This is a genomic window from Nocardioides sp. Z38_18 (assembly GCF_058215695.1).
On sequence record NZ_JBZAJE010000001.1, the window covers coordinates 1240897 to 1257273 of the forward strand.

At 71.7% G+C, this 16377-nt stretch carries 15 protein-coding genes; 8 read left to right on the forward strand and 7 right to left on the reverse strand.

The features are described from left to right. The first annotated feature begins 26 nt into the window (after positions 1–26). Both AC4BGC_RS05900 and AC4BGC_RS05905 read left to right on the forward strand, forming a co-directional pair. Positions 27–923, forward strand: coding sequence for a ComEA family DNA-binding protein (locus AC4BGC_RS05900; RefSeq protein WP_490554773.1), 897 nt, complete (start codon positions 27–29; stop codon positions 921–923). Then, positions 920–3238, forward strand: a complete 2319-nt coding sequence (locus AC4BGC_RS05905) for a ComEC/Rec2 family competence protein (protein WP_490554775.1) — start codon at positions 920–922, stop codon at positions 3236–3238. The genes AC4BGC_RS05900 and AC4BGC_RS05905 overlap by 4 nt, the downstream gene beginning before the upstream one ends. Before the next feature lie 5 nt (positions 3239–3243). On the opposite strand, the gene AC4BGC_RS05910 is transcribed toward AC4BGC_RS05905, so the two are convergent. After that, positions 3244–4710 carry a serine/threonine-protein kinase gene (locus AC4BGC_RS05910; RefSeq protein WP_490554777.1) on the reverse strand — a complete coding sequence of 489 codons (1467 nt, stop codon included), beginning with the start codon at positions 4708–4710 and terminating at the stop codon, positions 3244–3246. Positions 4711–4815: 105 nt separating this feature from the next. Between AC4BGC_RS05910 and AC4BGC_RS05915 the strand changes: the two genes are divergently transcribed. Next, entirely contained in the window at positions 4816–5667 is an 852-nt protein-coding gene (locus tag AC4BGC_RS05915) for a PhzF family phenazine biosynthesis protein (protein WP_490554779.1), read from the forward strand. A 36-nt stretch (positions 5668–5703) separates the two neighbouring features. Beyond that, the gene (gene holA, locus AC4BGC_RS05920) at positions 5704–6687 is read left to right on the forward strand and encodes a DNA polymerase III subunit delta (RefSeq protein WP_490545109.1); all 984 of its coding nucleotides are present in this window, start codon (positions 5704–5706) and stop codon (positions 6685–6687) included. Between the two features lie 121 nt (positions 6688–6808). Here holA and rpsT read toward each other — a convergent pair whose 3' ends face one another. Both rpsT and AC4BGC_RS05930 read right to left on the reverse strand, forming a co-directional pair. Then, complete coding sequence (gene rpsT, locus AC4BGC_RS05925) at positions 6809–7069, reverse strand: 30S ribosomal protein S20 (RefSeq protein ID WP_490554781.1); 261 nt, start codon at positions 7067–7069, stop codon at positions 6809–6811. 135 nt (positions 7070–7204) lie between these two features. Beyond that, entirely contained in the window at positions 7205–7852 is a 648-nt protein-coding gene (locus AC4BGC_RS05930) for a Rossmann-fold NAD(P)-binding domain-containing protein (protein ID WP_490554783.1), read from the reverse strand. A 242-nt stretch (positions 7853–8094) separates the two neighbouring features. Here AC4BGC_RS05930 and lepA point away from each other — a divergent pair, with 242 nt between their 5' ends. Further along, positions 8095–9975 (forward strand): translation elongation factor 4, encoded by a 1881-nt coding sequence (gene lepA, locus AC4BGC_RS05935; RefSeq protein ID WP_490545104.1) that lies wholly within the window; start codon positions 8095–8097, stop codon positions 9973–9975. Positions 9976–9979: 4 nt separating this feature from the next. Here lepA and AC4BGC_RS05940 read toward each other — a convergent pair whose 3' ends face one another. After that, positions 9980–11818, reverse strand: a complete 1839-nt coding sequence (locus tag AC4BGC_RS05940; protein WP_490554784.1) for an MDR family MFS transporter — start codon at positions 11816–11818, stop codon at positions 9980–9982. Between the two features lie 97 nt (positions 11819–11915). On the opposite strand from AC4BGC_RS05940, the gene AC4BGC_RS05945 reads away from it, so the two are divergent. Together AC4BGC_RS05945 and AC4BGC_RS05950 are read left to right on the forward strand one after the other, a co-directional pair. Continuing rightward, complete coding sequence (locus AC4BGC_RS05945) at positions 11916–12845, forward strand: aminoglycoside phosphotransferase family protein (protein WP_490554786.1); 930 nt, start codon at positions 11916–11918, stop codon at positions 12843–12845. A gap of 31 nt (positions 12846–12876) precedes the next feature. Continuing rightward, positions 12877–13521 carry an MOSC domain-containing protein gene (locus AC4BGC_RS05950; protein WP_490554787.1) on the forward strand — a complete coding sequence of 215 codons (645 nt, stop codon included), beginning with the start codon at positions 12877–12879 and terminating at the stop codon, positions 13519–13521. Here the strand turns inward: AC4BGC_RS05950 and AC4BGC_RS05955 are convergent. Next, positions 13518–13823, reverse strand: a complete 306-nt coding sequence (locus AC4BGC_RS05955) for a winged helix-turn-helix domain-containing protein (RefSeq protein WP_490545097.1) — start codon at positions 13821–13823, stop codon at positions 13518–13520. The genes AC4BGC_RS05950 and AC4BGC_RS05955 overlap by 4 nt on opposite strands. Continuing rightward, positions 13820–14275: a hypothetical protein gene (locus AC4BGC_RS05960; RefSeq protein ID WP_490554789.1), complete on the reverse strand. Its 456-nt coding sequence runs from the start codon at positions 14273–14275 to the stop codon at positions 13820–13822. The genes AC4BGC_RS05955 and AC4BGC_RS05960 overlap by 4 nt, the downstream gene beginning before the upstream one ends. An 85-nt stretch (positions 14276–14360) precedes the next feature. Here AC4BGC_RS05960 and AC4BGC_RS05965 point away from each other — a divergent pair, with 85 nt between their 5' ends. Continuing rightward, complete coding sequence (locus AC4BGC_RS05965) at positions 14361–15335, forward strand: sulfotransferase family protein (protein ID WP_490554791.1); 975 nt, start codon at positions 14361–14363, stop codon at positions 15333–15335. On the opposite strand, the gene AC4BGC_RS05970 is transcribed toward AC4BGC_RS05965, so the two are convergent. Continuing rightward, a complete protein-coding gene (locus tag AC4BGC_RS05970; protein ID WP_490554792.1) occupies positions 15313–16209 on the reverse strand; it encodes a glycoside hydrolase family protein in 897 nt (298 codons plus the stop codon). The genes AC4BGC_RS05965 and AC4BGC_RS05970 overlap by 23 nt on opposite strands. Between the last annotated feature and the right edge of the window lie 168 nt (positions 16210–16377).

Below are 16377 nucleotides of genomic sequence, written 5' to 3' on the forward strand. Positions count from 1 at the left end.
GTGGCTGCGGTTCCTAGCGTCGGGGCATGCACAGGCAGTCACAGGAGGAGGTCTCGGCCGCGGCGCGTCGCCGCCTCGACCTGCTGGGCCAGGAGCTCGACCGCGCGGGGCTGCGACGTCTCGAGGAGGAACCCGAGGAGCAGCCGGAGCTTCCGCCCGCATCCGCGGTGGCGCCCGCCGGACGACACCTGAGACCTGGCCGGCCCGGGGTGGTGCGCCGGCTGCGGGGATGGCTCGGCGACCAGGTGCCGGACACGCTGCGCGGGCGCGTCGGGCTGGAGTCGGGGTCGGTGCTCCTTGTCGCAGCGCTGGCCGCTGTCGCGGTGCTCGCTGCGGCCGTGGTGGTGTGGCGCACCGGCGGGGACGCGGAGCCGGTCACGCGGCCCACGGCCCTCGGTGCTCCCTCGGGGTCGGCGTCGCCGCTGGTGCCGGTGCCCACGCCCGGCGGGGCGACCTCGGCGGCTGCTGGCGCGGGTGGCACGGCAGGCACCGGCAGCGTGACGGTCGACGTCGCGGGCAAGGTGCGCCGGCCCGGGGTGACCACGCTGCCGGCCGGTTCCCGGGTCGTCGACGCGCTGCGACGGGCCGGAGGGCCCCGGGGACGGGTCGACCTCAGTGCGCTCAACCTCGCGCGCGTCCTGGTCGACGGTGAGCAGATCCTGGTCGGGCGCGCCGTCCAGCCCGGGGGGATCGCCGCGAGCGCCAGCACGGCCGCGCCGGACGCGACCGGAGCCCTGGTCAACCTGAACACCGCCACCTCCGAGCAGCTCGACACCCTCCCCGGCGTCGGCCCGGTCACGGCCCAGAAGATCCTGGACTGGCGCGGTGCCCACGGGGCCTTCTCCTCGGTCGACGAGCTGCTCGAGGTGGACGGGATCGGGGAGAAGACGCTGGCCGAGCTGGCGCCACACGTCACCCTGTGAAAGCACCCGCTCCATCCGCGGGTCGCGCCCGGATCGACCTGCGCGCACCGGTGCTGGCCGCGGTCGCCTGGGCGTCCGCACTGACCGCGCTGCTGGCCCCTGCCTGGGTGGTCGGTACGGCGCTCGCGCTGGCGCTCCTGCACTTGGCGCAGCGACGCCGCCGCGGCCGCGAGGTGCTCAGCCACGTGGCCTGGGTGGTCGCCGCCTGCGGTGTCGCCGTGTCCGCGCTGCTGCGCGCCGACGCCGTCCAGGACAACGCTGTGCAGGGGCTGGCCCGGGAGCACGCGTCGGTGCTCACCCGGCTGGTGGTGACCTCCGACCCGGTGGTCCGCGAGGGGCGCTTCGGCGACTACGTCGTGCTGCGGGCCCGGACCGAGTCCGTGACCGGGCGAGGAATCCGGCACCGGGTGCGAGCGCCGGTGCTGGTCCTCGCCGACCGAAGCTGGTCCGGGCTGACACCCGGCTCGCGGGTGGAGGCGTCCGGGGGACTGCAGGTGGCGAGCACCCGCGAGCTCGCCGGGGTGCTGAGCACCCGCGGGCCGCCGGTCCTCGTCTCGCGGCCGGCGCCGTGGATGCGTGCCGCCGACGGGTTGCGCTCCTCCATCAGGGAAGCGGTCTCGCACCAGCCGACCGGGCCGCGGGTGCTCGTGCCCGCCTTGGTCGACGGCGACGACGGCGGTATGCCCGAGGAGCTCACCGAGGACTTCCGGACCGCGGGGCTCACCCACCTGCTGGCCGTCTCCGGCACCAATCTCACCCTGGTCGTGGGCTGCCTGCTGCTCCTGGCCCGGTGGGCGGGCGTACGCGCACGTGGGCTGATGGTGGTCGGTGCCCTCGGCGTGGTCGGCTTCGTGCTGCTGGCCCGCACCGAGCCCAGCGTCGTCCGGGCAGCCGCGATGGGCACCGTCGGGCTCCTCGGCATGGGCCAGCACGGCCGCCGCCGCGGCACGCGTGCCCTCGGGGCCGCGGTGCTCCTGCTGCTCCTGCTCGACCCGTGGCTGGCGCTGTCGCTGGGGTTCGCACTCTCCGCCCTGGCCACCGCGGGGATCCTGTGGCTGGCCCCGGGGTGGCGGGACCGGCTGATGAGGTGGATGCCGCGCTGGCTCGCCGAGGTGATCTCGGTCCCGCTGGCCGCGCAGCTCGCGTGCACCCCGCTCGTCGCGGCCCTCTCCGGACAGGTCAGCCTGGTCGCGGTGGTGGCCAACCTCCTGGCCGCCCCGGCGGTCGGGCCGGCCACCGTTCTCGGGCTCGCCGGCGGGGTGCTGGGCCTGCTCTCCGAGCCGCTCGGGCGGGTGACCGCAACGCCCGCGGCCTGGTGCGCGCGGTGGATCATCGCCGTGGCCGAGCGCAGCGCCGAGCTGCCCGTGGCCGCGGTCGGGTGGTCCGCCGGTCTGCTCGGCATCGCCACCCTGACCCTGGTGTGCGGCGGGCTCGCGCTGCTGCTGGGCTCCCTGCTGGCCAGGCGGGGCGCGACCCTGTGCCTCGGCGTGGTGATGGTGGGTGTTCTGCTGGTGCCGCTGCCGACCCTGGGCTGGCCGCCACGGGGGTGGGTGCTGGTCGCGTGCGACGTCGAGCAGGGTGACGGGCTCGTGCTGAACGCGGGTGCCGGCAGCGCGGTGGTGGTGGACGCCGGCCCGGACCCCACCGCGATGGACCGGTGCCTGGACCGGCTCGGCATCGACCGTGTCCCGCTGGTGGTGCTCACGCACTTCCACGCCGACCACGTGGACGGCCTGGCCGGGGTGCTCGCGGGGCGGCAGGTGGGTGCGGTCGAGGTGACCACGCTGGCCGATCCGCTCTCCGGGGTGCGCCTGGTGGAGGCGGTGGCGGCACGTGCCGGGGTGCCGGTGCAGCGGGCGGCGTACGGCGTGAGCAGGCGGGTGGGTCCGCTGCGCTGGCAGGTGCTGGCCCCCTCGCGCCCGCCCCCGACCGGGTCGGAGTCCCCGGCCAACGACGCCAGCCTGGTCCTGCTCGTGGAGGTGGCCGGGACGAGGGTGCTGCTGATGGGCGACCAGGAGGACGCCTCCCAGGCGCAGCTGCGACGGGACACGGGCCGGGCGCTGCGCGTCGACGTCGTGAAGGTGGCCCACCACGGCAGTGCCCGTCAGGACCCTGCCCTGCTCCGGGGACTGGGGGCGCGGTTGGCGGTGATCAGCGTGGGCGCCGAGAACGACTACGGCCACCCGGCGCCGTCACTGCTGGCGCTGCTGCGCGACGCGCGGATGCGGGTCGTGCGCACCGACCAGGAGGGCGACGTCGCGGTCACCTCGACCGAGGGACGGCTGGGAGTACGCGGACGGGGCCGAGCTCCCTGACCGGGTCAGCTCGCCGGCTCGTCGGACTCCAGCAGGTAGCCGTCGTCGGTCGGGGTCAGGGTCTCGATCTTGCGCTCGGTGCTGGTCGCGCCCTTGGTGTTGCGGTAGACGAGGGTGACCTCGACCGTGTCCTCCTCGGGAAGGGCCTCGGCCTCCCGGACCTCGACCGACTCGATCGTGCTCCAGAAGCCGTCGTAGGGAGCGCGGCCCTGCTCCTTGAGCCCGGGCCCGAGCATCTCCCACGCCTCGTCGCTGCCACCGGGCGCCGCTTCGTAGTAGTCGCGGACGAACTGCTCCTTGGCCTCCTCGGCGGAGCTCTCGTTGCCGGAGCCGCTGGCGTCGGTGCTGCCCTTGTCCGGGTTCGCCGGCTTCGAGTTCTCCGAGCTGCCCGCCTCGTTGCCGCCGTCGGGACGGTTGACCAGGAGGACCGCGCCGCCGACGACCAGGAGCAGCACCACCAGGGCGAGCAGGACGCGGCCGGACCTGCCACCCGAGCTGCGAGCGGGCTTGCGAGCGGCGGTTCGGCCGCGGCTGGGGAGCCTCGGCGGAGCAGGTGTCGGGGTGCCGACCGAGGTCGGCTCCGGGTCCGGGTCGGGCACCTGGGCGGGCGCCGGGGAGGGGGCCAGCTCCACCTGGCGCAGCGTGGCCTCCAGGGTCGAGTCGGACCGGTGGGAGTCGGCGAGCTGGCGCAGGACGTGGCCTGCGTCGAGCATCGACCACCGGGAAGCGGGGTCGCGGTCCATCATCCGCAGCAGCGCCGGGCCGAGGAACTCCGCCCGCTCCGGTGCCGACGGCTGGTTCGAGGCGATGTCGTGCAGCACCGCGACCGGGTTGCTCTGCTTCTCGTACGGCGCCCGGCCCTCGACCGCGGCGTACAGCGTCGCGCCGAGCGCCCAGACGTCGTCGGCGGTGCCCGGCTCGGCACCGCGTGCCAGAGCGGGGGAGAAGTAGCTGGGAGTGCCGGTCAGGAAGCCCGACTGGGTCAGGGAGGGGTCGCCTGCCGTCCGCGAGATGCCGAAGTCGCTGATCTTGGCGACGCCGTCCTCGCGGACGAGCACGTTGCCGGGCTTCACGTCGCGGTGGACGGTGCCGGCTGCGTGCAGTGCCGCCAGTCCGTCGGCGACCTGCGCGCCGATGTCGGCCACGACCTCCGGAGGCAGCGGGCCGTCCTGCTTGATGATCTGGGAGAGCGAGCGTCCGGGCACGTGCTCCATCACCAGCCAGATGTGGCCGGACTCCTCGACGACGTCGAAGATCGTCACCACGTTGCGGTGGTTAAGGCCCGCCGACGACCTGGCCTCCCGGAACGCGCGGGTCGAGTCGGTGACCGACTCACCCGGCAGCAGCCCGACCTGCTTGACCGCAACCTCGCGGTGCAGGGTCTCGTCGCGACACAGCCAGACGGTCCCCATGCCTCCCTGGCCGATGGCGTACTGCACGCGGTAGCGGCCGCCGATCAGCTCCGGCTGCATGGGTTCCTCTCACGGGTGGTCTCGGTTGCTTCCAACTCTCTAGGCATACCCGCCGCACGCGCCCCTACGCGTGTCGCGGGCCACAGGAGGTGGCAGGGTGGGCCGGTGTCTTCGTACGCCTTCACCCAGGTCGACGTGTTCGCGCCCCGCCCGCTGGCAGGCAACCCGGTGGCGGTGGTGCACGACGCGACCGGGCTCGACGACGCGACCATGGCGGCGTTCGCACGCTGGACCAACCTCTCCGAGACCACGTTCCTGCTGCCCGCGACCGATCCTGCCGCTGACTACCGGCTGAGGATCTTCACTCCCGGTGGGGAGCTGCCCTTCGCCGGCCACCCGACGCTCGGCAGCGCGCACGCCTGGCTGGCCGCCGGCGGAGTGCCGACAGCCCCCGGACGCCTCGTCCAGGAGTGCGGTGTCGGTCTCGTCGAGCTGCGCGCCGAGGACCAGGCGATGGCCTTCCGCGCGCCCGGACTGCTGCGCAGTGGGAGCGTCGGGGAGGAGGACCTGGCCCAGGCCGTCGCGTCCCTCGGAATCGCCCGGGAGCGGGTGCTGCGTGCCGCCTGGGTGGACAACGGGCCCGGCTGGATCGGCCTGCAGCTGCGCAGCGCCGACGACGTCCTCGGCCTGAGGCCCGACTTCGCTGCCATGGGAGAGCTGAAGCTCGGGGTGGTCGGGGCCCTGGACGAGCAGCAGCGCGAGGCGGTCGGGGCCGACCACGAGGTGCGTGCGTTCTGCCCGGGGTACTCGGTGCCCGAGGACCCGGTCACCGGGAGCCTGAACGCCGGGCTGGCCCTGTGGCTGACCGGGGAGGGGCACCTGCCGCCGGCGTACGTCGTCCGGCAGGGGACGGCGATCGACCGTGACGGCCGGGTGCTGGTGAGCACCGACGACGCCGGCCAGGTGTGGGTCGGCGGGTCCTGCCGCACCGTGGTGAGCGGGACGCTGACCCTCTGACCCAGCGGTGTCACCGCCGCGTGAGAGGCTGCGCTCATGGTCAACCCGCAGCCGCAGGACGTGCTCGGCAAGGTCACCCTGGTGACCGGGCCCGAGGAGTTCCTCGGCGAGCGAGCGGTGGCCGACGTCCGCTCCGCCGTACGCCGCCACGACGTCGAGGCCGAGTTCTCCGAGACCTCCGCGGGCTCGCTGACGATGGCCACCCTCGGCGAGCTGGCCGCGCCCTCGCTGTTCTCGACGACCCGCTGCGTCGTCGTACGCCGCCTCGAGGACCTGCCCGAGGAGTCCGCGGCCGGTCTCCTCGACTACGCGGCGGCTCCGGCCGAGGACGTGGCCCTCGTGTTGGCCCACAGCGGCGGCCAGAAGGGGAGCGGCCTGCTCACCAAGCTGCGCAAGCTGCCGGCGGTCACCGAGGTCAAGTCCGCGCCGTTGACCAACCGGGAGTTCCCCGGCTTCGTGGTCAACCAGCTGCGGGCGCGCAAGGTGCGGATCGACCCCGACGCCGCCGACTTCCTGATCCAGGCGGTCGGGCAGGACCTGCGATCACTGGCCGGCGCGGCCGGTCAGCTCGCCGACGACTTCGAGGGCAAGCCGATCACCGTGGAGATGGTCAAGCAGTACTTCGGTGGCCGGGCGGAGGCGAAGTCGTTCGCCGTCGCCGACCACACCCTCTACGGACAGACCGCACGGGCGCTGGAGGAGCTGCGCTGGGCGCTGGACCGCGGCACCGCTGCGGTGCTGGTCACCAGCGCGATGGCTGGCGGGCTGCGCAGCCTGGCGAAGTTCATGGCGGCGCCCCGGGGGATGCGCAACAACGACCTGATGCGCGAGGTCGGCGTGCCCGCGTGGAAGCTCGACGCCCTGCGGCGTCAGTCGCACGGCTGGGACGAGGACGGGGTCGGCCGAGCGATCCGTGTGGTGGCCCGTGCCGATGCCGACATCAAGGGACGCGCCAGCGACCCGGCGTACGCGCTGGAGAAGATGGTTCTCGACATCGTCCGCGCGCGCCCCAGCAGGTAGCCGGGCCCGGTCTGCTCTGCGGGCCGCACGGGGACAGCAAGAAGGCGCCGTCCCCCCGAGGGGAGGCGACGCCTGTTGCGAGGGGCTGGTCAGCCCCTGGACTCGCTGGAGGTGGTGGACCTCAGAGCGAGGAGACCTGCTTGTGGATGGCCGACTTGCGGTTCGCGGCCTGGTTCTTGTGGATGACGCCCTTGGAGGCGGCCTTGTCGAGGCGCTTGGCGGCGTCGAGAGCAGCCGTCCTCGCCTCGTCGGCGTTGCCGCCGGCAACGGCCTCACGGAACTTGCGCACGGAGGTCTTCAGTGCGGACTTCACAGCCTTGTTGCGCTCGTGCGCCTTCTCGGTCTGCTTGTTGCGCTTGATCTGGGACTTGATGTTCGCCACTACAGGCTCGCCTCGTTTGCTGAGAATAGGTTCGGGGGGTGTCTGGCCAAGTGTCCACACACGAAGAGAAACGATATCAGCGCGCAGCGGGCGTGCCCAAATCGGCGGCCCACCTGATTCGTGCCGGATCGACTCTCAGTGTGCCGGTCGGGGGATCTGGGCGGCGGACACGGTGCGTACGCCGGGATCCAGTCGCTCCGCCTCACGGATCATCGCCGTGGCGATGTCCTCGGCGCGCGTGGGCCGGAACCGGCCGAGGACGGGGGCGAGCGCCCGCATCACGACCAGTCCGACCTGCTCGGCGGGACGCGACTCGCCTCGCTCGCCGTCGATGATCGAGGGCCGGAACGCCACGGTCGTGGTGATCCCGGCCGCGGCGACGTCGCGCTCGGTCTCGCCCTTGACCCGGCTGTAGAACACGCGTGAGCCGGCGTCGGCGCCCATCGAGGTCACGTGCAGGAAGCTGGATGCCTCGCCCTTTGCGGCTGCGCGAGCGAGCGCGACCACAGCGTCGTGGTCGATGGACCGGAACGCCGCCCGGCTGCCTGCCTTCTTGATGGTGGTGCCCAGTGCGCAGAAGACGTCGTCGCACACCGGCAGCTCCCCGACGTCGGGCAGGGCGGTGACGCGCTGCTCGAGCTTGTCGTGGCGCAGGTCGATCTCGCGCCGGCCGATGCTGACGACGCGATCCCAGCGCGGGTGCTCGAGGAGCTGTCGCAGCAGGTGTCCCCCGACCAGTCCGGTCCCGCCTGCCAGTACCGCGACTCGTCCCTGTGCGTCCACGCGGTCAGCCTAGGGGCGGGCGAGGCGGCGGGCTCGCGGAGGCGGCCGCCGGCCGTCGTACTCCACGCCTCGGACTCCACACAGCAGACTGCCTCTTCACACACGGCGTGGGGTGTGTGAAGAGGCAGTTCGGGTTCATCACCTGGGAAACCGGACCGGGGTCGGCGGGGCGCGGTCGGGCTCCGCCGATATGGGAGAATGAGGGCGTCCCCTGCTCATCAACGAGAGTCGTCTGTGCCCTAGTGCCCCCGAACAGCGCTGCGCCCGTCCCGGGCAAGACCGACCCCGCGATCATCCGCAACTTCTGCATCATCGCGCACATCGACCACGGCAAGTCCACGCTGGCCGACCGGATGCTGCAGCTGACCGGCGTGGTCAGCGAGCGGGCTGCGCGCGCGCAGTACCTCGACCGGATGGACATCGAGCGCGAGCGCGGCATCACGATCAAGAGCCAGGCGGTCCGGATGCCCTGGACCGTGGCCCCGGACAACGACGCGCTGGCCGAGCCGGGCACCTACGTGCTGAACATGATCGACACCCCCGGCCACGTCGACTTCACCTACGAGGTCTCGCGATCCCTGGAGGCGTGCGAGGCGGCCGTGCTGCTCGTCGACGCCGCCCAGGGCATCGAGGCGCAGACGCTGGCCAACCTCTACCTCGCCCTGGCCGCGGACCTGCACGTGATCCCGGTGCTCAACAAGATCGACCTGCCCAACGCCCAGCCGGAGAAGTACGCCACGGAGCTGGCCGGCATCATCGGCTGCGAGCCCTCCGACGTGCTGCACGTCTCGGCGAAGACCGGGATGGGCGTGGAGCACCTGCTCAACGAGATCGTCGCCCAGACCCCCGCCCCGGTGGGGGACCCCGACGCCCCGCCGCGCGCGCTGATCTTCGACTCCGTCTACGACACCTACCGCGGCGTGGTCACCTACGTGCGCGTGGTCGACGGCAAGCTGACCCACCGCGACCGGATCAAGATGATGTCCAACGGCGTGGTCCACGAGATGCTCGAGGTCGGGGTGATCAGCCCCGAGCCGGTGAAGGCCGGCGACCTCGGTGTGGGCGAGGTCGGCTACCTGATCACCGGCGTGAAGGACGTGCGCCAGTCCCGGGTCGGTGACACCGTCACCAGCCAGCACCACGGCGCCGAGACGCCCCTCGGCGGCTACAGCCACCCGAACCCGATGGTGTACTCCGGGCTCTACCCGATCGACGGCGACGACTACCCGACGCTGCGTGACGCGCTGGAGCGGCTGCAGCTCAACGACGCCGCGCTCGCCTACGAGCCGGAGACCTCCGGTGCGCTGGGCTTCGGCTTCCGCTGCGGGTTCCTGGGGCTGCTGCACATGGAGATCGTGCGCGAGCGGCTCGAGCGTGAGTTCAACCTCGACCTGATCTCCACCGCGCCGAACGTCGTCTACACCGTGGTGATGGAGGACGGCAGCGAGCAGCTGGTGACCAACCCGAGCGAGTACCCCAACGCCGGGAAGATCGAGAAGGTCCTCGAGCCGGTGGTCAAGGCCACGATCCTGAGCCCGAGCGACTACATCGGCGTGATCATGGAGCTGTGCCAGTCCAAGCGCGGGCAGCTCGAGGGGATGGACTACCTCTCCGAGGACCGGGTCGAGATGCGCTACACGCTGCCGATGGGCGAGATCGTGTTCGACTTCTTCGACCAGCTGAAGTCGAAGACCAAGGGCTACGCCTCCCTGGACTACGAACCCACCGGGCAGCAGGCAGCCGACCTGGTCAAGGTCGACATCCTGCTCCAGGGCGAGACCGTCGACGCGTTCAGCGCGATCGTGCACCGCGACGCGGCGTACAGCTACGGCGTGATGCTCGCGGGCAAGCTCCGCGAGCTGATTCCGCGCCAGCAGTTCGAGGTGCCGATCCAGGCTGCGATCGGGGCTCGGGTGATCGCGCGCGAGACCATCCGCGCGATCCGCAAGGACGTGCTCGCCAAGTGCTACGGCGGTGACATCACCCGCAAGCGCAAGCTCCTGGAGAAGCAGAAGGAGGGCAAGAAGCGGATGAAGATGGTGGGCCGTGTCGAGGTCCCCCAGGAAGCCTTCATCGCAGCCCTCTCCACCAGCGGTGCGCCCGGGGACAAGCCCAAGAAGTAGCGCCTCAGATCGGGGGCTCGGCAGCGGCTTCTGCGGCCGCTTCCTCCTCAGCTGCCGCGGTCCTGGCCGAGGTCTTGCGCAGCGTGATCGGGGGCAGCAGCAGCAGGATCAGGAACCCGAGGGCCATCATCAGGCCGCCACCGAGGAGCACCGTGCCCATCGAGTCGGCGAAGCCGACCTTGAACGGGTGCGCGATCACCGGGCTCATGTCGTTGATGATCGAGGTGTCGTTCTGGATCCGGGCGAACACGCCACCGCCGCCCTGGGACTTGCCGCTCAGGCCGGCCAGCACCTCGTCGTTCAGGGGCGTGTGCGGGACCTGGCCCGCGGCCGCGGCCCGCTGGATCTCCGGCGCCGCCGACTTGAACGCATCCTGCACGTTGGTGCCCAGGGTGCTGAACAGCAGGGAGAGGAAGACCGCGACCCCCAGGGTGCCGCCGAGCTGACGGAAGAAGGTCGCGGAGCTCGTCGCGACCCCGATCTCGCGAGGGGGCACGGCGTTCTGCACGATGATCGTCAGCGGCTGCATGCACTGGCCGAGCCCGAGCCCGAGCGCGAGCATCCCGGCCATCACCCACACCAGGCTGGTGTCGGCTCCCACGAAGGACAGGGCGATCATCGACGCGGAGGCGATGGCGGAACCGAAGATCGGGAAGATCCGGATCCGGCCGGTGCGCGACGTCACCTGGCCGACGGCCACGCCGGCGGTCATCATCCCGAGGACCATCGGGAGCATCATCAGCCCGGCTTCCTCGGGGGAGGCTCCGTGCACGATCTGCATGTACTGCGGCAGCACCGTGATCGCCCCGAACATCCCGGCGCCCACGATCACGCTGGAGCCGATCACCACGGCCGCGGCCCGCAGCCGGAAGATCCGCAGGGGGATCAGTGCGTCGTTGTGCATCAGCCGCTCCGCGCCCACGAAGGCGGCTGCGCCGATCAGGCCCACGACGTAGCACCCGATCGAGCGCGGGGAGCCCCATCCCCAGGTCCGGCCCTGCTCGGCGACGGTGAGCAGCGGGACCAGCGCGACCACCAGGCACACGGCGCCCCACCAGTCGATGCGGGCCTTGCGCCGCACCTGGTTCAGGTGCAGGTTGCGCGTCACCACGAAGAGCGCCGCGATGCCGATCGGGACGTTCACCAGGAAGACCCAGCGCCACCCGGTGATCCCGAGGATCGAGGCCTGCCCGGCGAACTGGCCGCCGAGGACCGGGCCGAGCACGCTCGAGGTGGCGAAGACGGCCATGAAGTAGCCGGTGTACTTCGCGCGCTCCCGCGGCGAGACGATGTCGCCGATGATCGCCAGCACCAGGGTGAACAGGCCGCCGGCACCGAGGCCCTGGAGGGCACGCAGTGCAGCCAGCTGGTACATCGAATCAGCGAACGAGCATGCCGCCGAGCCCAGCACGAACACGCTGATCGCGAACAGGAACAGCTTCTTGCGCCCGTAGATGTCGCCGAGCTTTCCGTAGATCGGGGTGGTGATCGTCGAGGTGATCAGGTAGGCCGTGGTCACCCAGGCCTGGGCCGAGTAGTCGTTCAGGTCGTCGGCGATGGTGCGGATCGAGGTGGCGACGATCGACTGGTCCAGCGCTGCGAGGAACATCCCGAGCAGTAGCCCGGAGAGGATGGTGAGGATCTGGGCGTGGGTGAACTCACCGGGTGCGTCCCCGGTCGCCTCCCCGCCCTGGCCCGGCTTCCGGGCCCCGGGTTCCTCCGGCGGTCCTGCCGGTGGCTGCTGCCGTGCCTGCTCCGGGGCCGGCTCCGGGGCCTGCCCGTCGGCCTGTGCCTGGCTTCTGGGGCCGACCGAGCCGTCCCCGTTGGGTGTGGTGGAGGTCACCTGACCAATCCTCTCCCTCAACCGGTTGCCTGACCAGATGGTTGTGGCGCACAAGCGTCTGGGCGGGGTGGGATCCGGGTGGTGGGATCATCGGTCCGTGAAGGCGTCACAGCTGCCCGACGGGGTGCTCGGCATGGCCCGGCGGGGACCGGAGTGGGCCGCCTGGGTGGACCGGCTGCCCGGCCTGCTCACCACGGTGGTGGAGGAGTGGCAGCTGACCCCCGACGGCCTGATGATGCACGGCTTCGTCGCGCTCGTCGTACCCGTGCGCACGGCGGGCGGACGGGCCGCCGTCCTCAAGATCAGCTTCGCCGACGAGGAGACCCGGCACGAGCACCTGGCGCTACAGCACTGGGGCGGCCGGGGTGCGGTGAAGCTGCTGCGCGCTGACCCGCACCGGCGCGCGATGCTGCTCGAGCGCCTGCACCAGGAGCGGCTCGACCAGATGTGGGACCTCGAGGCGTGCGAGGTCGTCGCCGGTCTCTACCGCCTGCTGCACGTGCCTGCGCTGCCGCAGCTGCGCACGCTCACGTCGTACGCCGCCCGGGTGGCCGACTCGCTGGGGCAGCTGCCGCGCAACGCCCCGCTGCCGCGACGGCTCGTCGAGCAGGCCATTTCCTTGTCGCGCGACTTCGCCTCCGACCCCGCCACCACCGGGACGATGGTGCACGGGGACCTGCACTACGAGAACGTGATGGCCTCGGACCGGGAGCCCTGGCTGGCGATCGACCCCAAGCCGGTGAACGGGGACCCGCACTACGAGCCGGCGCCGATGCTGTGGAACAGGTTCGAGGAGCTCTCCGCGCCCACCGCCGTGGGGACCGTGCGGGACGGGATCAGGATGCGGTTCCACGCCCTGGTCGACCACGCCGAGCTCGACGAGCAGCGCGCCCGGGACTGGGTCGTCGTACGCATGCTCGCCAACGCCTGCGACCGGCTCCAGGACCCTCCCGAGGCGCAACGGCAGATCGGCACCGAGGACTACCTGACGATGTGCATCGCGGTGGCGAAGGCCGTTCAGGACTGAGCCGCTGCGCCGGACTGACACACTTGCCCGCATGGCACAGGTGATCTCCGTCAACGTCGGCAGGGTGCGCGAGGCCGCGTGGGCCGGCATCGGCCGCACCGCGATGGACAAGCAGCCGGTGCACGGACCGGTGGCGGTGCACCGGCTCGGGCTGGAGGGTGACCAGGTCGGTGACACCAAGTACCACGGTGGCGTGGACCAGGCGGTCTACGCCTTCACCCGCGAGGACCTCGACTGGTGGCAGCAGGAGCTCGGCCAGGAGATCCGCGACGGCCAGTTCGCCGAGAACCTCACCACCCGCGGACTCGACGTCAACGAGTCCGAGGTGGGGGAGCGCTGGCGCATCGGCACCGCCACGTTCGAGGTGGCGATGGTGCGGATCCCGTGCAACGACTTCAAGAGCTGGCAGGACCTCAGCGGCTACGACAGCCGGGCCTGGGTGAAGCGGTTCGCCCAGCGGGCGCGTCCCGGCCCCTACCTGCGCGTGGTCCAGGAGGGCGAGATCCAGGCTGGGGACGACCTCGAGGTCGTGCACCAGCCCGGTCACGGGGTGACCGTCTCGATGATGTTCCGGGCGCTGACCAGCGAGCGGTTCCTGCTCCCTGAGCTGCGCAAGGTCGACAACCTCGCCCGAGAGGCCCGGTCCAGGCTCGAGGCCTTCGTGGATTCGTTCTAACCGCGCTCGTCCGGAACGGTCTCGCCGACGATCGCCCGCAGCGCCGACACGTGCTTGCGGAACGCGGCGCTGCCCTGCCGGGTGATCCGGTAGGACGTCACGCCACCGCGTCCGCGCGACTTGGTCACCGTGACGTAGCCGGCGGCCTCGAGCGCGGACATCTGCTTGGACAGGTCGGAGTCGCTCACCGAGAGGTGCTCGCGCAGGAACCCGAAGTCGGTGGAGGTCGTGGTGGCGAGCACCGACATGATCGCCAGTCGCTTGGGCGCGTGGATGACCGGGTCCAGGTCGGCGAAGCTCATCCCAGCCGGGCCCGCGTGGCCGTGGCCGCGCGCTGGTAGGCGACCTCGTAGGCCTGCAGCCCACCGGTGGCCAGCACGAAGCAGATCGCCACGGCTGCCGCTGCCGGGAGTGTGGCCACGCACAGGGCCACCGCGGCGACGACCACGGCGAGACCCACGAAGTACGCCGTGGTGGCGGATCGGAACTCGCGTGGGGCACGACGCAGCGAAGGCCACGTGCCCCGCTTGCGTCGGTACCAGCCGAAGAAGGCCCCCTCGAGGCCCACGAGCACGATCACCGCCGCGACGAACCATGGGTTGCGCCACAGGTACAGGTAGGTGGCGAGCATCGCGGTCCACCACAGTCCCCCGGCGAGCGGGAACCAGGGGGTCCGCGGGTACTCGAGCCACGGAAGGGCGGCCGCCCGCTCCTGCTCGTGCAGCTGGGTGGCGGGGTCGAGGGGAGTTTCCATGATGGAAAGTATGCAGTGAACTTTCCAGGGTGGCAAGTACTTCTGGGGCATCGCCCAATCGCCACAATGTCGATAGACTTATGCGATGAGTCGTCCGCCTGACTTCTTCCTGATCGGTGCCCCCAAGGCAGGGACGAGCGCGCTGCACTCGGCCCTGGCGGCGCACCCGGGCCTGTTCATGAGTCCGGTCAAGGAGCCGAAGTACTACATGTGCGGCGACTCCCCGCCGCCGGCGTACAAGGGTCCGGGCGACGCGCACAGCAACCAGGAGTGGATCTGGCAGCGGCAGCGCTACCTCGACCTCTTCGACGCGGCACCCCCCGGCATGCTGCGCGGGGAGAGCACGCCGTTCTACCTCTACAACCGCGACGCCCGCCGACGGATCGCGGCGGACCGTCCGGACGCGAAGCTGATCGCCGTGCTGCGCGACCCGGTGGACCGCGCGTACTCCAACTGGATGCACCTGTGGATGGACGGACTGGAGCCGGAGTCCGACGTGGTGGAGGCCGTCGCGCGCGAGCCGCAGCGTGTGGAGGCCGGGTGGGCGCCGTTCTGGCACTACTCCCGGCTGGGGATGTACGGCCGTCAGCTGGCGGACCTCTACGACCACTTCCCACGGCGACAGGTGCTGCTGCTGCGCTACCGCGAGCTCGTCGACGAGCCCGACCAGACGCTGAACCGGGTCTTCGGCTTCCTCGGCGTCGACGGGGCGGAGGTCGACTCGATCCCCTCGGACAACTCGCGGGTCTTCGTTCGCGACGGCGTCCGGGCCCGCACCGTGGGGCCGGTGATCCGTGCGGGGGCGGCCGTGGGGCAGTTCCTGCCGCCGCAGGTCTGGCGCACGGTGAGCAAGCCGCTGATCAGCCAGCTGCACAAGGGCGGCGACCCGTCCCGGCCGCGGCTCACGCCCGAGCAGCGCGAGCGGCTGCTCGCCCCGCACCTCGAGGACATCGCGGTCCTCGAGCAGATCACCGGGGAGTCCTTCGAGCAGTGGCGGACCTACCGCGACGGCGGCTCGTTCCACACCAGGCGCACGGTCACGCAGGACTCAGCGTCGTGACCAGGTCGTGCGCGCCGTCGGGGCGGGCGAGCTCGAAGTAGAACCGCGTGCTCCCGTCCGGCTGGGGCACGGCGCAGGCGTAGCGCAGGGCGCCGTCGGAGTCCGGTGAGCGCAGCACCGGCGCCTCCGGGTCGGCCTGGAGCAGGCCGGTGGCGTCGGCGCGGGCGACCGACGTCGTCTCGTGCCAGTTGTCCTCGGCGGTGGGGCGGCCGTCGTACAGCACCACGAGCGGGTCGTGGCTGAGCACGGTCGTCACCCGGGCGCCGCGGGAGTCCCACGCCCCGGGGCGCGGGGCGAGCACGGTGCCGTGACGAGTCCACTCCAGCCCGTCGGTGCTGGTGAGGTACGACGTGGACATGCGGTCCTCGTGCCCGGGGTCGGTGAGCGGGTGCTCGCACAGCCACATCTCCCACTTCCCCTCGTGCAGGGTGATCACGGGGTCCTTGACCGCCACCTGCGCACTCCCGGGCAGCACCACCGTGCGACGGCCGGAAGGCAGGTCCTCGGGCCGGTCCGCGTCCAGGGCCTCGATCCACCAGTGCTTGCTGCCCGGGGTCGCGCAGGAGAGGTAGAGCCGCCAGCCCCCGTCGGGGCGCCGCAGCACCACCGGGCGCTCGAAGGACTCCGCGCCGAAGTCGTCGCGGTAGACCTCGCAGACCGGCTCGAAGATGAGCCCGTCGGTGGACCGCGCCACCACCGTGGCGACTCCGCGGCCCTGGGTCAGGGGGCGCCGCAACCGGTAGGTGAGATAGGTGACCCCGTCAACCAGTACTGCCGAGGCGGCGCCGGCCCAGTTGCCGGGGCCCGATCCCGGTGCGGGTACGACGACGCGGGGATCGTCCAGCGTGGGAAGGGGGACCGCGACGAGTTCCATCGGTTTAGTCTACTAAAAGAGTCGAATTAAGGGGGTCGCCGGGACGCGGTTCGGGGCGGAATTTTTTGGCGCGACCGAGTGCCTGTGGGGGGTGCGGACTTGACCTGTGATCTAGGTTACTCACAAGTCACCCACCCTTGGTCCGCCCGGCGGGCCTGTTCAGCCACC

What these genes read in the sequence shown, in the direction of transcription:
- AC4BGC_RS05900 (WP_490554773.1), top strand. Translation starts at nt 27, where the DNA reads ATGCACAGGCAGTCACAGGAGGAGGTCTCGGCCGCGGCGCGTCGCCGC.
- AC4BGC_RS05910 (WP_490554777.1), bottom strand. Translation starts at nt 4,710, where the DNA reads ATGCAGCCGGAGCTGATCGGCGGCCGCTACCGCGTGCAGTACGCCATC.
- holA (WP_490545109.1), top strand. Translation starts at nt 5,704, where the DNA reads ATGGTCAACCCGCAGCCGCAGGACGTGCTCGGCAAGGTCACCCTGGTG.
- AC4BGC_RS05950 (WP_490554787.1), top strand. Translation starts at nt 12,877, where the DNA reads ATGGCACAGGTGATCTCCGTCAACGTCGGCAGGGTGCGCGAGGCCGCG.
- AC4BGC_RS05955 (WP_490545097.1), bottom strand. Translation starts at nt 13,823, where the DNA reads ATGAGCTTCGCCGACCTGGACCCGGTCATCCACGCGCCCAAGCGACTG.
- AC4BGC_RS05960 (WP_490554789.1), bottom strand. Translation starts at nt 14,275, where the DNA reads ATGGAAACTCCCCTCGACCCCGCCACCCAGCTGCACGAGCAGGAGCGG.
- AC4BGC_RS05965 (WP_490554791.1), top strand. Translation starts at nt 14,361, where the DNA reads ATGAGTCGTCCGCCTGACTTCTTCCTGATCGGTGCCCCCAAGGCAGGG.
- AC4BGC_RS05970 (WP_490554792.1), bottom strand. Translation starts at nt 16,209, where the DNA reads ATGGAACTCGTCGCGGTCCCCCTTCCCACGCTGGACGATCCCCGCGTC.